The following is a 19,417-nucleotide window of genomic DNA, read 5'->3' as shown; positions in this document are numbered from 1 at the left end:
GGGCCTGGGTAGACAGCGCGCTCAAGTGCGCAGGAAGGTCAGCAGTGCGTCGTTGAAGGCCTGCGCGTGCGACACGTTCAGGCCGTGTGGTGCACCGCTCACCGTCACCAGCTGGCTGTGGCGCACCGCCTGGTGGGTGCGCAGGCCCGAGCCCTCGATCGGTACGATGGCATCCGCGTCACCGTGGATCACCAGGGTGGGCACGGTCAGCCGCTTCAGGTCTTCACGGAAGTCGGTGGTGCCAAACGCATCCATACACGCCAGTGCCGCGGCTTGTGCCGACTGCTGGCACAGGGCGACAGCCTCACGGCGCTGCGACTCGGTCACCAGGAATACCCCATTGGCCGAGTAGAAGTCTTCGGTGAACTGCTCAAAAAACGCATTGCGGTCCAGTTCCAGCGCGCGACGGGATTTTTGCGCTGCTTCGGGGGTGAGTGGTCCGTCGGGGTTGTCGACCGACTTCATCAGGAACGGCGGCACGGCGGCGGCAAACACCACGCTGTGCAACAGTGATTCGCCGTACCGCGCCACATAACGTGCCACTTCGCCACCCCCCATGGAAAACCCCACCAGCGTTACATCCTGCAGTTGGCAGTGGTCCAGAACACGTTGCAGGTCGTCGGCCAGATCGTCGTAGCTGTAGCCTGATTCTGGTTTGTCTGAGCGCCCGAAGCCGCGCCGGTCGTACGTGACCACACGGTAACCGGAGCCTTGTAACACCAGTACCTGCTGCTCCCAGGCCATGGCTGACAGCGGCCAGCCATGGATCAGCACCACGGGTCGGCCGTCACCACCGCTGTCTTCGATGTGCAGGCGCACCGAACCTGCGGGCAGGGTGGCCACATCCTCAGCACTCGCCGCAGCGCCTGCGGCGGCACCACCCAGCGCACCAGCCATCGCACCCAGCGAGGCTCCCACCAGCACCCCCACCGGCCCGGCCACCGCCACACCGATGACCGCACCCGTGGTCGCACCCGCCATCACGCCGCCACCGACCAGCACCGAGTTGGCTTCGCGTTCAGCGTCTTTGGGGTCCAGTGGCGTCTGTGCCCCAGCATTGGGGTCCTGCGAGGGCACACCGTGGCCTGGATTGGCCTGTTCGGCCATGTCGCTGTCGGTGGGTTCGGGTACGGGCGGCAGGGGAGGCAATCGGTTCATGGGTTACTCCTGGTTCAGTGGCATGGGGGAAAGCGCCGTCAAAAAGTGCGCTAGGCCCACCTTAGATCCCGACAACGAGCCCGTCAGTGCGACAGCGCACGCTGGCTGGGCCTGTGTTTGTGTTCGTTGGCAGACCGACAACACCGGTCGGCCGTTGTGCAATGGGATGTCTGAACCGGAGGAATCAACATGCGTTTAAGTACCAAAGGCCGTTTTGCCCTGACCGCCATGATTGATGTGGCTTTGCGTGAAAAATTTGGGCCTGTTCCGCTCAACGAGATCGCGCAGCGCCAACACATCTCACTGTCTTACCTCGAGCAGTTGTTCAGCAAGCTGCGCATGCAAGGGCTGGTCACCAGCATCCGTGGGCCGGGCGGCGGCTACTCGCTGGGCAGTCAGACAGACGTCATCACCGTGGCTGACATCATCTGCGCGGTGGAGGACGACCCGCCCTCGACCAAACAGGCAGACGCATCACCCGTGCAAAACATGACACAAGACCTGTGGGACGCCATGAACGCCAAGGTGCTGAAGTTCACCCAGTCGGTCACCTTAAAGAGTCTGGTGCTCGACCAGCTGGCCCTGGGTGTGGAACTGGCACACAAATCACCGCCCAACCGCGGGGTGTTTAAACAGCCCTTGCCAGCTGCCTTCCATCCCCAAGGCCCCAACTCGGTGTTTGCGCTGGGCCAGACTTTTCGGGCGCAGGTTTGAAACTGGCCAAGGCGCCCAAGGGATCGCAGGCCAAGCCAGGTTTGCAGACCGGCCACCCTGTGCTTCTGTGGTGTGGCAACGCACAGACGCCTGCCTTGCCCACACCAAAAATAGACGCATGAAACAACCCAACTTCACCATGAACGTCGACATACCCGCACCGGAGCCGATGCTAACCACACCGACACCCATGCCACCTATGCCAACGCCCCCCATGCCGACACCTCCGTCGCCAGCACCGCTGCCGTCCGAAGTGCCGCGTCCAACTCCACCACCCTCACCATTGCCCACACCGCTGCCGATGAAGGTGTGAATGCGCTGACCTTGCAGATGTGATATTCAATTTGTAGCTGTCAGCCCTTGATACAAAAGGGCTTGAAGCATATTTTGTATATTTTTTTGCATGTAGCTTCCGGGAACTGAGCGGCACCCTTGTTGGCCTGGGTTCTGCGTGTCGCCTTGGTATTGAGGCGATCTCTGGCGTTCAAACCCAAAACCATATCAGCCGCTCCAACCCGGCTTGGATGCGGCTTACACCGATACCAGCAGGTCGCCCTGCAACTCGGCCAGCACGTGTTTGGTGACACTGCCCAGAAGCATCTCTTCCAGCAGGCTGTCGCCGTGTCTGCCCATCGCGGTCAAGTCGCAATCAAGCTCTTGTTCCTGCTCAAGGATGCGCAGGGCCGGGGCGCCGTGCAGGACCAGCAGGCTGGTGTTCATGTTGTTGAGCCCGACTTTGTCCCGCAAGGTCTGGAGCTTGTGCAGCGCTTCCTTCCGGGCAGTCACCCGGTGCTGCTGGATCGTGTCTTCGTTCACTCTGGCATAACGCAAGAGCCCCTCGAAAGGCACTTCAAACGCATGCATCAACACCATGTTGGCCTGGGGCGCCAGGCAGCGTGCGTGGTGCAGGGCCCGAAGCGACGCGCTTGAAAAATCGACCGGTACCAACAGCCGCTTGTAGGCGCCACGGGGTGGCTGTTTCACCACCAGAACGGGGCACTTTGTTTTGCCCAGCAAACGCAAGGCCGTTGTTCCCAGTGCGAAGCGGCGAAAAACACTGTCGCCCTTGGCACCACAAACCAGCAGGTCTGTTGCCAAGGCATCGGCTGACTTGGCCAGTTCGGTGAGCAAGTCGCCGGCAACGACCCGTGTGGCAGGTGTGATGCCAACGCGTTGCTGCAGCTCAGTGGCGAGCGCCATCAGCCTGGTCTGTTCCGCTTGCAGGACCTTGTCTTCCAAATCGCCCGCTGTGGTGCCCATCAGTTGGCCAAGCCGCTCCAGCGGAGCCAGGTTGGTCACGTGCAACAGATCAAGCGTCGCCGCGGTCTCCTTGCTGACCAGTGCCGCACGTTCAGCAGCATGGCGAGCCGGTGCTGACAGATCGGTCGCCGCCAGAATGTGATTGAGTTGATACATGGTGTCCACCTCCAATTTGACGTTGTTGACACAGTGGGTCTTCAGTCCATGGCTGAGTCTTCGCATCGGCGTGGGCGTCTGGTCGTCCGGGGTGGCCGCGCACGCTCATGTGTCCCGGGGGCCCACCACACCGGCGACAAAGTCGGGGTCCTGGCTTCGGTCCTGGCTGCGGGCGATGAACTTCAGCAGGCCCAGCTTTGAGGTCTGGGACTTGATATGTGCCTGCCCTGACAGCAACAGCTCTTCCACCCGTGCCAAACCGATCAGACTGCTGGCGACATTCAGGGTCAGCACATCTTCCCCACTTGCAGGCACAAGACCAGGCTCGACTCGGGCGTAGTAACCCAGCTCACCCAACTTCATGGCGGCCTCTTCCAAAATGGCGCTGACTTGCGGGTTAAAACGAATACTCATGATGGTTTGAAGACTCTGGAAGATCTGATGGTCGAATCCCTGCTCTCAAGCAGGGTTCGAGGTCGAAGTGACGGATTCAAAAAGGCAGGAGATGTTCTTTCTTGCCCCACTTGTGCTCCGGCGCTCACGCTTGCCTGAACGTGACTCAGGTGGTGTAGTCGCCAGAGGCTTCTGGCTGAAACAAAACGGCCACCACCTTGGCGGAACGGGCCTCACCCTGAGGCATGTTCCAACACGCGGTGTCGCCAACGCGTCGGCCCAGCAAGGCAGCCCCGACGGGCGACAGAACCGAGATCAGCCCCCGGCCTGCGTCAGCGTTGGCGGGGTAACACAGGGTGAACTTCTGGCGCTGTGCCGAGCCGTCATGGACGATTTCGACCTGCGAGTTCATCGTGACAATATCGGATGCGATGTCTCGCGAGACCACCAGGTCCGCCGAGTTCAAATCCTCCGCCAGGTCTTCTGGAAGTTGGCCTCGATTCAGTTTTGAAAGTCGCGTGAAATCGAGCTCGGTCAGCAAGCGCTGACCGGAAAGGGTGGTGTGCATGAGGTTTCTCCATCAAGCGCGGCCAGACATCGTTATGCAGAAGAACGGCCGCTATCGCGCTGAGCTGGTGCCCGGCGATAGGTGCTTGCGCAAGATAGGGGAAAAAGTTTATCGCCGGGCGGGGGAATGTGCGACCGGCTTGTATGGCCAGATATCGCGCACACCCACGTACTCCCGAACACACCGGCTATCGAATACGCCGGTGGTCATGGGTAGTTGGAGCGTGGCCATCAGACGATGCCATAACTGTTGTTGCATGGCCGGATGATAGCAAGCTGAGTTATCCACCCAACAACCATGAGGATAGCGGTGTAGTCAGGTCACGGCTTTCAACATCTGCAGGTAACGGGGTGGCAACCCGCGCCGCAGTTTTCGATATCTTTAAAACCTCTGATCTTCAAAGTGATGAGGATCATTGACTTTGTTGGCTTAACCGAATCAACCCTAGAATTCGTCTCTCCCCAACCGTCATTCACGCCATTGCGGCGCACTCCCATGACCCTGACCAGCCTGATCGCACTTTATGTGCGCCAGAACTGGCGCCCCTATTCGCTTGCGGCGCTGATGCTAGCGGCGGTAAGCGCTCTCACAGTCTTCATTCCACGACATGTTGGTCGTATCGTGGACGGACTGGCTGGCGGGCAACTGGACAACACGGCGCTATTGGCGCAGTTGGGCTGGCTGGTGTTGGCAGGCGTGTTGATTTATTTCCTGCGGGTTGCGTGGCGCTTGCAGCTGTTTGCGGCCAGCTACCGTCTTGGGGCCGAGCTGCGCACACGCCTCTACGCTCGCTTGTGTTTACAAGGGCCTCACTTCTTTCACCAGCGTGGCACGGGTGACCTGATGGCGCAGGCCACCAACGACATTGACGCTGTAGAAATGGCGTCGGGGGAAGCCATGCTGGCAGGATTTGATGGCACGCTGACCCTGATCCTTGTCGTCGCCATGATGACACTCGGCATTGACTGGCGACTGGCACTGGTAGCCCTGCTGCCGTTTCCCTTCATGGCATTCGCGTTTTGGCGCATCTCAACGCACATTCACCTGGCGTCCAAAGATTCGCTTGAGCGATTTGGCAAACTCAATGACCACGTGCAGGAGACGCTCACCGGTGTGCGTACTTTGCGAGCGCTGGGTCTGGAGGAGCGCAGTGCCGCGCGCTTTTCCGAGTTGGCGGAAAACGCGGCCAGTGCCAGTCTGCAAGCTCAGCGATGGGAGGCTGCGCTCGAACCCACAGTGGGGATCACCTTGATCTGTGCCACGGTACTGACCCTGGGGCTGGGCGGTACCCTGGTCTGGCAAGGGGTGCTGACCCTTGGTGCGTTGACGGCGTTCAGCATGTACCTGGGCCAATTGATCTGGCCGATGTTTGCTGCTGGCTGGGTGTTGTCTTTGATCCAGCGGGGACGAGCCGCCTGGGAGCGATTGCAGCCGACCTTGGCGGCGCCGCTGTCGATCGATGACAGTGGCACAAAGACAGAAACACCCGTGGGCGCGTTGGCGTTCAAAGACGTTTCGTTTTCTTATCCAGGGCATCAGGCACGGGCCCTGTCGAGAATCAGTTTTTCTGTGTTGGCCGGGCACACGCTGGGCATCGTAGGTGCCACCGGTGCGGGGAAATCCAGTCTGGTTCGTTTGATCTTGCGCCAGTATGCAGCCAACCAGGGCAACATCAGTTGGGGAGCCCACGGACTGGCTGACTACACCCTGGAGACCTTGCACCAGTCAATGAGCTGGGTGCCACAGGAGCCGTTTCTGTTTTCTGCAACGATTGCCGAGAACATTGGGCTGGTCAAGCCAGATGCCACCAGGGCCGAGATCGAAAACGCGGCTCGCCTGGCCTGTATTGATGAAGACATTGCACGGATGCCACTGGGTTATGACACCCCGGTTGGGGAAAAAGGCATCTCGCTGTCAGGCGGGCAGCGTCAGCGGGTGGCCATTGCACGCGCGATGCTGGCCGATGCAACCCTGTTGCTGCTGGACGATGCCTTGTCTGCCGTTGACACGCAGACCGAAACCAGCATCCTGCAGCACCTGCAAGAGCTGCGCAAATCCAGCCCAGGCAGGACAACCATCATCGTCAGCCACCGCCTGAGCGCCGTGATGGATGCTGAACACATCCTGGTGCTCAAGGATGGGTGCATTGCCGAGCAGGGCGACCATGCCAGTCTGCTGGCGCTTGATGCCTGGTACACCTCCCAATGGCGCTATCAACAGTTACAAGCGAGTCTGGATGCAGACTGAAACCACTCCACAGCCACGCAACACGCGCCAAGCCATTGCCCTGTTGCTGCATGCGGCCCGATCCGAGAACCACCACGTCTGGAAGGGCGGTTTTTGGCTGATTGTGGCGGCGCTGCTCGAAGCCGCTGGCCCCTTGTTGGGCAAGTATTTCATTGACCACACGCTGATACCGCGGCGATTTGACCCGATGGAGGTGGGTTGGCTGCTGGGTGGCATTTTGCTTGCGGGTGCCATCGCCTGCGCCATTCGCTACACCCAGTTGGCCCGTCTGGCCGGGGTGGCCATGCGCTCGGTTCGGCGATTGCGCGAAGAGGTTTATGGCCACGTGTTGCGTCTGCCCATGGCTTTTTTTGACAAGGCGATCACCGGGCAGTTGGTCAGCCGGGTCACCAACGATACCGAGCAGGTCAAGAACCTCTATGTCCAGGTGCTGTTTGTGATTCTTGACAACAGCATTGTTGTGCTCGGTGCTTTTGCTGCAATGGCCTGGCTGGATTGGCGCTTGATGCTGATTGTGCTCATGCTGGTGCCAACGGTGGTGGTGATTGTCTGGTTCTACCAGCGCTGGAGCGCCCCTGCTGTGTCACGTGCGCGGCAGAAACGCAGCGACATCAATGCCCTGATGTCAGAGTCCATTGCCGGCATGCCGGTGCTCCAGGCCAGCAACGCGCAGTTGCGTTTTCGCCACAAGTTTGACCGCATCAACCAGCAGCATCTGGGTGCCCGCATTGCGGAGATGCGTGTGAATGCCTGGCTGCTGCGTCCGATGCTGGACTTGATCAATGTGTTGCTGCTCGTCGCTGTGATTTACAGCTTTGGTCTGAGTGCCTTCAACGGGCTGCAAATCGGCGTGTTGTATGCCTTTGTGAGCTACCTTGGCCGCGTGGTGGACCCACTGATTCAGATCACGCTGCAGTTTGGGCAGCTGCAACAAGCCATCGTTGCTGCCGCCCGGGTGGACGCATTGCTTCAAGAACAACGCCCGAAGGTGATGACCGGCCCCGAGCGTATATCCCAAGGCGCGGTGAACATCCAGCGACTTCGGTTTGGCTACAACCCAGAGACGGTGATCCTGCACGACCTGAGCCTGCAGATTCCTGCGGGTGCCTTTTACGGGTTGGTCGGGCACACTGGCAGTGGCAAGTCCACCTTGCTCAGCCTGTTATTGCGCTTTTACCAAGCGCAATCAGGTGACATCAGCATTGATGGCATACCCCTGGCTCAGTTCAGCGACGCGCATTTTCGTGCCGATGTGGGCTTGGTGCCGCAGGATCCTTTTTTGCTGGCCGCGAGTGTGCGTGAGAACATTGCGATGGGTCGCGATATTGCCGAGCACGACCTGCAATCGGCCGCACGGGCCGCACATTGCCACGACTTCATCATGCAGCTAGAGCAGGGCTATGACACCCTGCTGGGTGAAGGCGGGGCACGCTTGTCGGTCGGGCAAAAACAGCTCATTGCCATCGCGCGGGCCTTGGCAGGCCAACCACGCATCTTGTTTCTGGACGAAGCGACCGCCCACATCGACTCCGAAACCGAGCAAATCGTGCAACTGGCCTTGACCGAACTGCGCGGCCGCGTGACCGTGATCGCCGTCGCCCACCGCTTGTCGACGATCCGCGCCGCTGACTGCATCGTGGTACTCAACCATGGCCACATTCACGAGCAGGGCAGCCATGAGGCGTTGATGGCGATCCCTCAAGGTGTCTACCAGCGGCTATACCTGTTGCAGCAACTGGAAAGCTAGGGCGAGAGCGCCCTTGGGCGGGGGCACAGTCTCACGGCGCAATCATGTTGACGGCAATAGCTTGTCCTGTGTGCGGGTGTCAAAGTCGCTCGCATCGTGGCGTTCGTGCAATTGACTCTCAGGCGGACCATTCACCCGGTTGACCATGCGGCCACGTTGCACTGCTGGACGCTTGGCAATCTCGTCGGCCCAGCGAATCACATGGGTGTACTCGTGGACCTGAAGAAACTCACCCGCTTCGTAGATGTGGCCTTTGACCAGGGCTCCGTACCAGGGCCAGATGGCGATGTCGGCAATTGAGTAGTTATCACCACCGACATAAGAGCTGTCGGCCAGGCGACGGTTCAGCACATCAAGCTGACGTTTGACCTCCATCGCGAAGCGGTTGATCGGGTACTCCATCTTGCTAGGCGCATAGGCATAGAAGTGGCCAAAGCCGCCGCCCAGGTAGGGCGCACTGCCCATCTGCCAAAACAACCACGACAGACATTCGGCACGTTTGGCTGCATCTGTTGGCACAAAAGCCCCAAATTTTTCCGCCAGGTAGAGCAGGATCGCGCCGGACTCGAACACCCTGACCGGCTCGGGCCCGCTGCAGTCCAACAGTGCAGGAATTTTGGAGTTGGGGTTCACCGCCACAAAACCGCTGCCAAACTGGTGGCCCTCGTTGATGCGGATCAGCCAGGCGTCATACTCAGCGCCGCTGTGGCCAAGTGCCAACAACTCCTCCAGCATCACCGTGACCTTGACACCATTGGGTGTGGCCAGTGAATACAGTTGCAGAGGGTGTTTGCCGCGTGGCAATACAGCCTCGTGTGTGGCGCCGGCAATGGGGCGGTTGATGTTGGCGAATTGCCCCCCGTTGGCTTTATCCCAGGTCCAGACCTTGGGCGGGGTGTAAGCAGGCAGTTCAGACATAAGTTGGTCTCACTTTGGGAAGCTTGAAATGCAGCATGGTATTTGAAGCAATGCCCAAATCCAGGCGCACCGGCGGGATTCCGTAAGCTCAGGCTGATTTCACCAAGGGCGCCGGGTAATCCCACTATCCGTAGACTACCTGTTTATTGGCATTCACCCCTTTATTCGTAGACATATCTCGCCTTTGCAGCGGTTGCGGGTACTGGCGAAAGGCGGGTTACTGGAAGTCTACCTGGGTGCATGTCAGCACGGGGTCGTAGACACAGATGTCGGGGCATGGCTCATGGCTCGCAAAGCCTCCAGCAACCTGGGGCTCAGGACAGGTTCGATATTCCTCAGCATCGGTGCTCCTCCTTACTGGGTTTGGATCAGAGCGATTTGGCAGCACCGGCCCCGGGTGACATACAGGCCATGACCTCAAACACCTTGAAGATGGCAGAGGCATTCTGCTCACCCCAGCCCATATCCTGCGCGACTGAACACGCAGACCCTATTTCTTCTCCAGAATCACCAGTGTGATACCGCCCAAAATGGCGGCCGACGCTAGCAGCATCGGCAGTGTGAGTCTTTCACCCAGAAATACCACGCCACCCAGCGCGGCGATCACCGGCACGCTGAGCTGCACCGTGGCGGCCTGGGTGGCCTTGAGCGCCGGCAGCGCCTGGTACCAAATGGCGTAACCCAGCCCAGAGGCCAGTGCGCCCGACACCACCGCGTAGGCCAGCCCCGCGCTGTCCCACGCAAGATGCGGCCACAGCAACAGACTTAAAACAAGCGCCATCGGCACGGTGCGCGCAAAGTTGCCAGCCGTCATCAGCGTGGGGTTGCTGGCGCCCCGGCTTTGCAGCAGCTTGCCACGCAGCGAGTACGCGCCCCAGGCCACGCCTGCGCCGAGCATCGACATGGAGCCCAGCATGCTCGGCGTGGCCAGCCCCGGCAGCATCAGTACCACCAACCCAGCCAGCGCCAGCGCAAACCCGGCGACTTGCGACAAACGCAACCGCTCGCCTTGTATCAGGCCATAACCGATCATGGTGGCCTGTACCGCGCCAAACAGCAGCAACGCGCCGGTGGCTGCCGTCATGCTTACATAGGCAAACGAAAAACCCGCCGCGTAGGCAAACAGCGCCGCCGCCGACCACCAGTTGCCAATATTGGCGGGCGTCACCACGCCGCGTTTGAGGCGCACCACGACCAGAAGCATGATTGCCCCGGACACCAGCCGCCCCAGGGTGAAACTGGTCGGGTCGATGCTTGTGTGTTTGAGCGCCATTCGGCACAGCAGCGAGTTGCCAGCAAACGCCAGCATCGCCACCGACACCCATCCCGTCAACCGCCACGACGTCATGAAGAGGAGGAAAAACGGCTCATCAACCCTTGGCAATCACGGCGCAGGCCAGCCGCGGGCCAGAGTTGCCGGTTGGCTGAGTCTTGAAGTCGTCCGCGTCGCGGTGCACGATCAGGCCACGGCCGATGACATCAGCCACGCCATCGCCAACAGTGAGCGAGCTGGTGGTGTAACTGAACTTCGCCAAGCCAGATGAGTCTGATTTCAGGCTGAGCAAGTCACCCGCATGGTGCTCGCTGGCCGTGTTGGAGCCATGCGCTGCGCCTGTTGGGTTGAAATGTCCGCCTGCACTCATACCGTCGCCGCTGGAACAGTCGCCCTTTTCGTGGATGTGAAAGCCGTGTTCGGAGTTGGGCGCCAGGCCTGTTACCTCGCCCACCACACGCACCGCATCCCCAATCTTGGTGAAGGTAACCGTTCCGGAGACAGCGTTTCCGGTGGTTGGTCGCAAAGTCGCGGTAGCGCTGGGGCCACTTGGATAGCCAGCACAGGCACTGACCAGTATGGCAGCGGCCATGGGAGCGAAGAACTTGATCATCGTGATGTGTCCTTTCAGGTTGATGGGGAAACCGGTGGCGAATTTGCGTCAGTGTGCCGCATCTCGGCGGCATCCGCTTTCTGACATAAATCCAGCTACTCGACCTACCCCAGCAACGTGCCTGCTGCCCAGGCGTCCTGCGTACGCTGCAGGTGCACCGCACCAACGGTCTGCTGCTCCACGTCAGGGGCCGCCTGGGCTATGTCCGGGTGCAGCAAACTCGCCACCTGTGCTCGCTCACACTGGCTAAAACCTAGGTCGGCCAAGGCTAGTTGCTGTCATTCACGCAGTAACTTCGTAAGTCACGTACGCAGCGGTTGCAGTCATTCAGTTTCGCCCCTCATTTTGGGGATATCTGGCCAGAGAATTCGCCGTCAGAATTTCGGAAAATACTTGCCGACAAAATTGCACCTGCAACCGAACTCACGCAATAAGTCGGAGTGCTGGTAATTCTGGAGCTGTTGCTATGGACCTTTTGTACGCCCCGAACACCACTACTGTGGGCACCGTGGACTTTCGTCCCTACATGGTGGAGGTCGCCTGGAACTACTGCCAGCTAGTACTCGGGTCTACTCTGAAGAGGGGAATGATTGAGCAAACACTTGCTGCGCTTGCAATCGAGATTGTTCTCAAGAGCTACAACGCCGTCGTAGTCGACAACGTTGGCGAGCTCAACGAGACCTATCAGTTTCAGTTGCCTGCGGGTGCGAAGGTTTCGAACAAGCACAATCTGGTTGCACTCGCGGGGCTGCTGCGCACTGATCTACGGCAGTTTCTCATTGAGCCCTTGGACGAAGCGGAACTCGAAGAGAATCAGGACGCGTTCAGCAACTCAAGGTACTACTACGAGGCGTCTGCACCCACGTCTTCCTCAGACTCGGCAATGAAATTGGCCATAAAGCTCATCTGCAAAACGCTGTTTCTGTACAAGCAACGAGGTTGTACCGATCCGTTCGTAACCGCCTTTGATGTGAACGCCGTCTACTTTACGCATGTCCAGCGCTTTGCCTTTGTTCCCGCTGCGACCTAACTTAAATGTTGACTGACCGCTGACTGAATATCTGGAAGTCTGCTTCCAGCCTTAAGCCGTCGTCGAAGTTCATAGCCAAACCGTTCACGGCAAGCCCGCCGCCCACCTGGGGTCAAGTCAGAATCATATGAATTTTCGGCCTCTAGCCCTTATGGATAAAGGGCAAGTAGCTACCTAGTCAGTAGCACTCAGACCAAGCAAGGGGCTATGCAGGCAGGCAAAACCCTCAGCCCACCACCACCGCAGCGCCATCGCCTTTGGCTGCAATCACGCCAATCTCGTACACCGTTTCACCGGCCGCACGCAGGGTCGCCGCGCAGGCGGCGGCGTTGGCGGCGTTGATCACCACCACCATACCGATGCCGTTGTTGAAGGTGCGGTTCATCTCGATGTCGTCGATGCCTGCGGTGGCTTGCAACCAGGCGAACAGTTCGGTTTGTGGCCAGCTGCCTTTTTTCAGGTGCGCGGCGGTGCCTTCGGGCAACACGCGCGGGATGTTTTCCAGCAGACCGCCACCGGTGATATGGGCCAGGGCCTTGATCGGGTGGGCGGCCAGGGCGGCCAGCACGTTTTTGACGTACAGGCGGGTGGGCTCCATCAGCGCTTGTTTGAAGGGTTTGCCGTCCAGCGTGGCCGGGGCGGAATCACCTGCGCGCTCGATGCATTTGCGCACCAGGCTAAAGCCGTTGGAATGCACACCGCTGGACGCCAGGCCCAGCACCACGTCGCCCGGTTTCACATCGGCGCCGGTCAAAATTTTGGATTTTTCGACCGCGCCGACGGCAAAACCAGCCAAATCGTATTCACCAGCGGGGTACATGCCGGGCATTTCAGCGGTTTCGCCACCAATCAGCGCGCAGCCGGACAACTCACAGCCTTTGGCAATGCCACCGACCACCGCTGCGGCGGTGTCCACATCGAGCTTGCCGCAGGCAAAGTAGTCCAGAAAAAACAGCGGCTCCGCGCCTTGCACCAGCACGTCGTTGACACTCATGGCCACCAGGTCAATGCCAACGGTGTCGTGCATTTGCCACTCAAACGCCAGTTTGAGCTTGGTGCCGACACCGTCGGTGCCGCTCACCAGCACCGGCTCCTTGTAACGTTTGGGCACCTCGAACAGGGCGCCAAAACCGCCAATGCCGGCCAGTACCCCTTCGCGCATGGTTTTTTTGGCGAGAGGTTTGATGCGCTCCACCAGTGCATCGCCAGCGTCAATGTCGACGCCTGCGTCTTTGTAGGAGAGGGCGGTGGTGGGGGTGTTGGTTGTGCTCATGGGTGGGTTCAATCAGGCCAAATGCCGGGGTGGATCGGTTAACTTGCGGGTCGGCTGGTTCATGAGAGCCAGGCCGATAGAATTTGCGCTGATTTTAAGGGTACGGCCCCCAGCCGGTTGTTCGGGCAATTGATGCAATTCACCTCCACTCAAAAACGGGCTGCGGCCTGGCTGGCACTTTTGGTCGGCCTGGTGCTGTTGCTTTGGCTGTTGGCCCCGGTGCTGACCCCCTTTGTGGTGGCGGCCATTCTGGCTTATGCGCTGACACCGGTGGTGGACTGGCTCGACGACCTGGGCCGTGGCCGTATTCCGCGTCTGCTGGCGGTGGTGGTGGTGGAGCTGGTGTTTTTGCTGCTGCTGTTGGCCTTGATGCTGCTGGTGGTACCGATTCTGGTGAAGCAGTTGCCGCTGCTGCGTGAGCAGGTGCCGCCATTGCTGGACCGTTTTAATGAATTTTTGCAGCCCTTTTTGTCGCAGTTTGGCCTGCATGTGTCGCTGGACGTGGCCGGGCTCAAGGCTTTTGCCACCGAGCACCTCAACGCCAATTTTGAAGACAGCCTGGGACGCTTGCTGGAGTCGGCCAAATTTGGCGGCAGTGTGGCGCTCTCCGTGCTGGGCAATGCGGTGCTGATCCCGGTGGTGCTGTTTTACCTGCTGATGGAGTGGCGCCGTTTTATGGCGCTGCTGCTGAACCTGGTGCCGCCGCGCCTGCGCGCCGTGGTCAACAGCTTCACCGACGAGGCCGACAGTGTGATGGGCCAATACCTGCGCGGCCAGCTGGTGGTGATGCTGGTGCTGGCGGTGTATTACAGCGTGGGCTTGGCCTTGTTCGGGCTGGACCTGGCGCTGCCGATTGGGGTGTTTACCGGCCTGGCGGTGGCGATTCCCTATGTGGGTTTTGGCCTGGGGCTGGTGATGGCGCTGCTGGCGGGTTTTCTGGAATTTTCAACGCAGACCGGGCACATCAGCGCCTTGGTGATGGTGGCGGTGGTCTACGGGCTGGGCCAGCTGGTCGAGAGTTTTGTGCTGACGCCGCGCCTGGTGGGTGAGCGCATTGGCCTGCACCCGCTGGCGGTGATTTTTGCCCTGCTGGCCTTTGGCCATTTGCTGGGATTTGTGGGTGTGTTGATCGCCTTGCCTTTGAGCGCCGTGCTCCTGGTGGCTGGTCGCCGCCTGCGTAGCACCTATTTGGACAGTGCGCTGTACCGTGAACCATGATGAAACAACTGGTGCTTGACATGGGGTTGGCCAAGGGGCCGAGCCTGAGCAATTTTTGTGTGGGGCCCAACGCGGCGGCGGTGGACCACCTGACACTGTGGCTGGGCCAGCCCGGCTCGGGTGTGCGGCGCTCACCGGTGCCCACCTATTTGTGGGGTGGCAGTGGTTGTGGCAAATCCCATTTGTTGCAGGCTGTGCGCAGCGCTTTGTTGGCCCAAGGTCAGCGTGTGGGTTGGCTCGATGCCAGCATTCCTGTAGCTGCTGAGTACGACGACACCTGGTCTGCAGTGCTGATGGACGATGTGCACGCGTATGACGCCACCCAGCAGCAGGCCGCATTCAACTGGTTTGTCAATGCGCAAACCCAACAGGTGGCGGTGCTGGCGGCGGGCAGCTTGCCGCCGGCCGACCTGAAACTGCGTGACGACCTGCGCACCCGCCTGGGCTGGGGCCATGTGTTTGCATTGCAGGCGCTGGATGACACCCAGCGCCGCCAGGTGCTGCGTGACAACGCCCAGGCACGTGGTATTGCCCTGAGCGACGAGGTGATGGACTTCATGCTCACGCGCTTCAGCCGTGACCTGGGCAGCCTGATGGAGCTGCTGGACCTGATGGACGGTTACGCCCTGCAAACCCAGCGCGCCATCACCATCCCGCTGATCAAAACCATGATGGACAACGCGTGAGGCCGTGCGGCGCCGCGTGTCGGCTTTGATCGACAATTGCAGCTTATGAAACTGACCCTGTTTGACCTGGACCACACCCTGATCAACACCGACTCTGACTACGAGTGGGGTGTGTTCACCACCGCCCTGGGCTGGAACGACGCGGCCGACTTTGCCCGCCAGAACGACGCCTATTACCAGCATTACAAGGCCGGCACGCTCGACATCCACGATTACATGCGTTTTGCCACACGCGCTATCCGACAGCAAGGTGCTACAAAATCTGAAGCTGCTCACGCAGATTTCATGAGGTCTGTGGTGCAAAACGCCATCAAGCCACAAGCGTTGGACCTGGTGCGCCAACACCAGGCAGCGGGTGACGCGGTGGTGATCGTCACCGCCACCAATGAATTTGTCACGCGCCCAATTGCCAGCGCTTTTGGTGTGCCGGAGCTGATTGCCGTCAACTTGGTGCGTGACCCGGCCAGCGGCTGGTTCACTGGCGAGATCGACGGCACACCGTCATTTCGCGAAGGCAAAATCGCCCGTGTGCAGGCCTGGCTGGCTGAACGCCAGTTGGACTGGGCCGACGTGGACAGCACCTTTTACTCCGACTCCATCAACGACCTGCCCCTGCTGGAGCATGTCAACCACCCCGTCGCCACCAACCCGGACGACCGCCTGCGGGCGATTGCACTGGAACGTGGCTGGCGCATACTTGAACTTTTCCACTGAGACATCGGCACGGCGCTGGCAACACCAGCGCGCCTGTCAGGACAACAACAATGATCAAACGTTTCATCGACAAACTTCTGGGCAAATCTGCCCCCGCTGCCGCCAAAAGCCGTTTTGGCAAACGTGCCGAAATTGGCCCGGAGGTGCATGGCATCAACCCGCAGCTGGTGGACGAACGCGCCATCAACGTGGTGCGCACCCTGAAAAACGCCGGGTTTGAGGCCTACATCGTGGGTGGTGCGGTGCGTGACCTGATGCTCGGCTTGGCGCCCAAAGACTTTGACGTGGCCACCAACGCCACGCCCGAGCAGGTCAAAAACCTGTTTCGCCGAGCCTTCATCATCGGGCGGCGTTTTCGCATCGTGCACGTGGTCTACGGCCGTGGGCGTGAACATGAGGTGATTGAGGTTTCGACCTTCCGCGCCTACCTGGACAACGCGGCTGCCGAGCAGGTCGCTGGTAATGAGAAAACCAGCAAGAGTGATCTGGCCGGCATGAAACACGCGGTGGACAGCACCGGCCGGGTGCTGCGCGACAACGTCTGGGGTCCGCAGGACGAAGACGCGGCGCGACGTGACTTCACCATCAACGCCATGTATTACGACCCCGAGACACAAATCGTGGTCGACTACCACCACGGCATGAAAGACGCCAAGGCACGCGTGATCCGCATGATTGGCGATGCTGCCACGCGTTACCGCGAAGACCCGGTGCGCATCATCCGCGCGGTGCGTTTTGGCGCCAAATTGCATGGCCTGGGCTTCAAGCTGGAGCCTAAAACCGCCGCGCCGCTGGTCAAGAGCCAGTCGCTGCTGCTGGAGGTGCCGCAAAGCCGTATGTTTGACGAAATGCTCAAGCTGTTACAAACCGGCCACGCCCTGGCGTCGATTGAAAAACTTAAGGAACTCGGCATGGCGCGCGGCATTTACCCGCTGCTCGACGTGGTGGTGGAGCGTGCCGAGCAGCCGTTCGTCAAAGCCGCGCTGTTAGACACCGACCGCCGTGTTGGTGAAGGCAAGCCGGTGGCGCCGAGCTTTTTACTGGCCTGCGTGTTGTGGGCCGATGTGCGTGACGGCTGGGCCAAGCGCCTGAACGCGCGCCAGCATTCACACCCGGCGCTGATGGACGCGATTGACGATGTGTTCAACACCCGCATTGGTGATGTGTCGGGCCGCGGCAAGCTCGGTGGCGACATGCGCGACATCTGGACCATGCAGCCACGGTTTGAGAAACGCACCGGCAGTGCTGCTTTTGGCCTGGTGGAGCAACCCCGTTTTCGTGCGGCGTTCGATTTCATGCGTCTGCGTGCTGAAAACGGTGAACTCGACGAGGTCTTGTCCGACTGGTGGCAAGAATTCAGCGTGGCCGACGACAACCTGCGCAACGACATGGTCGAGGAAGTCAAGCTGGAGCAACAACAACGCGCCAAAACCGCCCGCCCACCGCGTGTGCACCGGCTGCCTGCCCGTGCTGCCACCGATACGGCAGTCGCCGGTTCTGAAGGAACGAATGAGGCCGACCCGGTAGCGCAGCGCCCGGATGCTGAGTCGGCAGGTGAGGGTGGTGAAGCGCCCAAAAAACGCCGCCGCCGTCGCCGTAGCCCTAATCGCAACACCGGTGGCGATGGGGATGCTCCCGCAGCTCCCGAATCACAAGCCTGAGCCTCGCCCCATGACCGAGGCCACCCAAGCCGAGGTGCTGGCCTATGTGGCACTCGGGGGCAATCTGGGGGATGCCCGGGCCACGGTGCAGCAGGCTTTGGACGGGTTGGCCAGTTTGCCGGACACCCGTTTGTTGCGTGCCTCCAGCCTGTACCGCACCGCACCCATGCAGGCCAGCGGGCCGGATTTCATCAACGCGGTGGCCGCAGTGGCGACCCGGCTCAGTGCTTTTGAGTTGTTGGCAGCGTTGCAGCAGATGGAAAACGCGCAGGGTCGAGAGCGGCCCTATGTCAACGCACCACGCACCCTGGACCTGGACATCTTGCTGTATGGCGACACCCCCATCAACAGTCCCACGCTGCAGGTGCCCCACCCACGCATGTGTCAGCGGGCGTTTGTGCTGGTGCCTCTGGCTGAAATTGCGCCGCAGCTGGTGTCTGTTGAGCAGTTGGCTGCTGTGCGAGAGCAGCAGGTGGAACGTGTCGAATTGCACATAAACACGACATAAAAGCTTCACCAGAGTGTGTATCCGCGCGTAAGATGTTGTTACATCTAGAAACTGGGCCAAACGAGCCCGCCGCACGGAGACCACCATGAACCTTCAAAATTTGCGTCTGACCTCCAAGCTCTGGCTGTCGGTGTTGTTTATTGTGCTGGCGCTGCTGGCCGTGGTGGGGTACACCGCCTACCGCACCGCTGAAGATCGAGCCGAAAGCGCCCAGGCCTTGCACAAACTCAATACCCGCGTCAACGCCTCCCTGCGCTGGGCCGGGTTGACCCAGGCCAACGCCGCGCGCACACAAGCCATCATGCTCAGCAGCGACCCCGTGCTCGAAGCGGGCCTCAAAGAAGCAATGGCCGACACCACCGCCCAGATCAGCAAGATCCAGAAAACCATCGAAGACGACGAACTCACCGATGAAGACCGCCAACAGATGAAAGTCATCGCGGCCAACCGCAAAAAGATGATCGAGGCACGCACGGCTGCCGTCAAGGAACGCTCGGAAGGTCGCCCCGAACAGGCCGCCGCCATTGTGAAAGACAGCTTCCAGCCCGCCATGCAGGCCTACCAACAATCCCAGCGCGACTTTGTGGCCCTGCAAGAGAAGTCTTTCCTGACCACGGAAGAAGAGTTTGCCCAACGTGCCCAGAACCTGATCTACCTCACCGGCGCCATGATGCTGCTGCTTGTGGCCGGCATCTTGGCGGGTGCGGCCTGGCTGATCCGCTCCATCCGCCAGCCGCTGGACACCGCCAACGATCTGGCCGCCAAAATAGCCCAGGGTGACTTGAGCATGCGCATTGACACCACACGGGGTGACGAATTTGGCGACCTCATGAAGTCACTGTCGAGCATGAACGCTTCGCTAGGCACCATGGTCAACCAGGTGCGCCACAGCACCGACAGCATCGCCACCGCCAGCTCCGAGATCGCTCAAGGCAACAACGACCTGGCCCAACGCACCGAACAAACCTCCAGCAACCTGCAGTCCACCGCCTCCAGCATGGACCACCTCACCCAGACTGTGCAACTCAGCGCCGACAACGCCCGCCAGGCCAGCTCCCTGGCCGCCAACGCCTCCAGCGTGGCCGAGCGCGGTGGTGCGGTGGTGCGCCAGGTGGTCAGCACCATGGAAGAAATCAACGACAGCAGCCGAAAAATCAGCGACATCATCGGCGTCATCGACGGCATCGCCTTCCAGACCAACATCCTGGCCTTAAACGCTGCGGTGGAAGCCGCCCGAGCCGGTGAACAAGGCCGCGGCTTTGCGGTGGTCGCCAGCGAGG

Annotated in this window: 20 protein-coding genes; 11 read left to right on the top strand and 9 right to left on the bottom strand. The window is 60.3% G+C overall.

Translation table 11 applies throughout. The features are described from left to right. Nucleotides 1-21 precede the first annotated feature (21 nt). Entirely contained in the window at nt 22-1,158 is a 1,137-nt protein-coding gene (locus FDG13_RS15535) for an alpha/beta fold hydrolase (RefSeq protein ID WP_255435290.1), read from the bottom strand. A 189-nt stretch (nt 1,159-1,347) separates the two neighbouring features. On the opposite strand from FDG13_RS15535, the gene FDG13_RS15530 reads away from it, so the two are divergent. Further along, on the top strand, nt 1,348-1,872 hold the full coding sequence (locus FDG13_RS15530; RefSeq protein WP_180129670.1) for an Rrf2 family transcriptional regulator: 525 nt from the start codon (nt 1,348-1,350) through the stop codon (nt 1,870-1,872). Nucleotides 1,873-1,990: 118 nt separating this feature from the next. After that, nucleotides 1,991-2,185: a hypothetical protein gene (locus FDG13_RS15525; protein ID WP_180129667.1), complete on the top strand. Its 195-nt coding sequence runs from the start codon at nt 1,991-1,993 to the stop codon at nt 2,183-2,185. A 218-nt stretch (nt 2,186-2,403) separates the two neighbouring features. Here FDG13_RS15525 and FDG13_RS15520 read toward each other — a convergent pair whose 3' ends face one another. The 3 genes from FDG13_RS15520 to FDG13_RS15510 all read right to left on the bottom strand — a co-directional run bounded on the left by FDG13_RS15520 (nt 2,404) and on the right by FDG13_RS15510 (nt 4,249). Further along, nucleotides 2,404-3,288, bottom strand: coding sequence for a universal stress protein (locus FDG13_RS15520; RefSeq protein WP_180129665.1), 885 nt, complete (start codon nt 3,286-3,288; stop codon nt 2,404-2,406). A 105-nt stretch (nt 3,289-3,393) separates the two neighbouring features. Further along, on the bottom strand, nt 3,394-3,702 hold the full coding sequence (locus tag FDG13_RS15515; RefSeq protein ID WP_180129663.1) for a hypothetical protein: 309 nt from the start codon (nt 3,700-3,702) through the stop codon (nt 3,394-3,396). 145 nt (nt 3,703-3,847) lie between these two features. Further along, entirely contained in the window at nt 3,848-4,249 is a 402-nt protein-coding gene (locus FDG13_RS15510; protein ID WP_180129661.1) for a GreA/GreB family elongation factor, read from the bottom strand. A 495-nt stretch (nt 4,250-4,744) separates the two neighbouring features. Between FDG13_RS15510 and FDG13_RS15505 the strand changes: the two genes are divergently transcribed. Further along, a complete protein-coding gene (locus FDG13_RS15505) occupies nt 4,745-6,496 on the top strand; it encodes an ABC transporter ATP-binding protein (protein WP_180129658.1) in 1,752 nt (583 codons plus the stop codon). After that, the gene (locus FDG13_RS15500; RefSeq protein ID WP_180129649.1) at nt 6,486-8,243 is read left to right on the top strand and encodes an ABC transporter ATP-binding protein; all 1,758 of its coding nucleotides are present in this window, start codon (nt 6,486-6,488) and stop codon (nt 8,241-8,243) included. Before FDG13_RS15505 ends, FDG13_RS15500 begins: the two co-directional genes overlap by 11 nt. 42 nt (nt 8,244-8,285) lie before the next feature. Here the strand turns inward: FDG13_RS15500 and yghU are convergent, their stop codons facing one another. The 4 genes from yghU to FDG13_RS15480 all read right to left on the bottom strand — a co-directional run bounded on the left by yghU (nt 8,286) and on the right by FDG13_RS15480 (nt 11,313). Further along, complete coding sequence (gene yghU, locus FDG13_RS15495; protein ID WP_180129639.1) at nt 8,286-9,161, bottom strand: glutathione-dependent disulfide-bond oxidoreductase; 876 nt, start codon at nt 9,159-9,161, stop codon at nt 8,286-8,288. 490 nt (nt 9,162-9,651) lie between these two features. Then, nucleotides 9,652-10,509, bottom strand: a complete 858-nt coding sequence (locus FDG13_RS15490; RefSeq protein WP_180129637.1) for a DMT family transporter — start codon at nt 10,507-10,509, stop codon at nt 9,652-9,654. Nucleotides 10,510-10,531: 22 nt separating this feature from the next. Continuing rightward, nucleotides 10,532-11,047, bottom strand: a complete 516-nt coding sequence (locus tag FDG13_RS15485) for a superoxide dismutase family protein (protein WP_180129635.1) — start codon at nt 11,045-11,047, stop codon at nt 10,532-10,534. Nucleotides 11,048-11,151: 104 nt separating this feature from the next. Beyond that, nucleotides 11,152-11,313 (bottom strand): hypothetical protein, encoded by a 162-nt coding sequence (locus FDG13_RS15480; RefSeq protein ID WP_180129633.1) that lies wholly within the window; start codon nt 11,311-11,313, stop codon nt 11,152-11,154. A 200-nt stretch (nt 11,314-11,513) separates the two neighbouring features. Between FDG13_RS15480 and FDG13_RS15475 the strand changes: the two genes are divergently transcribed. Next, on the top strand, nt 11,514-12,077 hold the full coding sequence (locus tag FDG13_RS15475; protein WP_180129631.1) for a hypothetical protein: 564 nt from the start codon (nt 11,514-11,516) through the stop codon (nt 12,075-12,077). A 226-nt stretch (nt 12,078-12,303) separates the two neighbouring features. Here the strand turns inward: FDG13_RS15475 and purM are convergent, their stop codons facing one another. After that, nucleotides 12,304-13,350 carry a phosphoribosylformylglycinamidine cyclo-ligase gene (gene purM, locus FDG13_RS15470; protein WP_180129629.1) on the bottom strand — a complete coding sequence of 349 codons (1,047 nt, stop codon included), beginning with the start codon at nt 13,348-13,350 and terminating at the stop codon, nt 12,304-12,306. Nucleotides 13,351-13,482: 132 nt separating this feature from the next. On the opposite strand from purM, the gene FDG13_RS15465 reads away from it, so the two are divergent. The 6 genes from FDG13_RS15465 to FDG13_RS21315 form a co-directional block, all read left to right on the top strand. Further along, nucleotides 13,483-14,568, top strand: a complete 1,086-nt coding sequence (locus FDG13_RS15465) for an AI-2E family transporter (RefSeq protein ID WP_180129626.1) — start codon at nt 13,483-13,485, stop codon at nt 14,566-14,568. After that, nucleotides 14,568-15,254, top strand: coding sequence for a DnaA regulatory inactivator Hda (gene hda, locus FDG13_RS15460; RefSeq protein WP_180132523.1), 687 nt, complete (start codon nt 14,568-14,570; stop codon nt 15,252-15,254). Before FDG13_RS15465 ends, hda begins: the two co-directional genes overlap by 1 nt. A gap of 45 nt (nt 15,255-15,299) precedes the next feature. After that, nucleotides 15,300-15,968, top strand: coding sequence for an HAD family phosphatase (locus FDG13_RS15455; RefSeq protein WP_180129624.1), 669 nt, complete (start codon nt 15,300-15,302; stop codon nt 15,966-15,968). 50 nt (nt 15,969-16,018) lie between these two features. Continuing rightward, entirely contained in the window at nt 16,019-17,629 is a 1,611-nt protein-coding gene (gene pcnB / locus FDG13_RS15450) for a polynucleotide adenylyltransferase PcnB (RefSeq protein WP_180129622.1), read from the top strand. Nucleotides 17,630-17,639: 10 nt separating this feature from the next. Beyond that, nucleotides 17,640-18,137, top strand: coding sequence for a 2-amino-4-hydroxy-6-hydroxymethyldihydropteridine diphosphokinase (folK, locus tag FDG13_RS15445; RefSeq protein WP_180129619.1), 498 nt, complete (start codon nt 17,640-17,642; stop codon nt 18,135-18,137). Nucleotides 18,138-18,222: 85 nt separating this feature from the next. Beyond that, nucleotides 18,223-19,417 (top strand): methyl-accepting chemotaxis protein (locus FDG13_RS21315; RefSeq protein ID WP_180129616.1); only part of this gene is annotated, 1,195 nt, incomplete at its 3' end.

Source organism: Rhodoferax sp. BLA1, assembly GCF_013416775.1.
Lineage (GTDB): Bacteria > Pseudomonadota > Gammaproteobacteria > Burkholderiales > Burkholderiaceae_C > Rhodoferax.
This window is presented reverse-complemented; position numbering and strand designations above follow the sequence as displayed.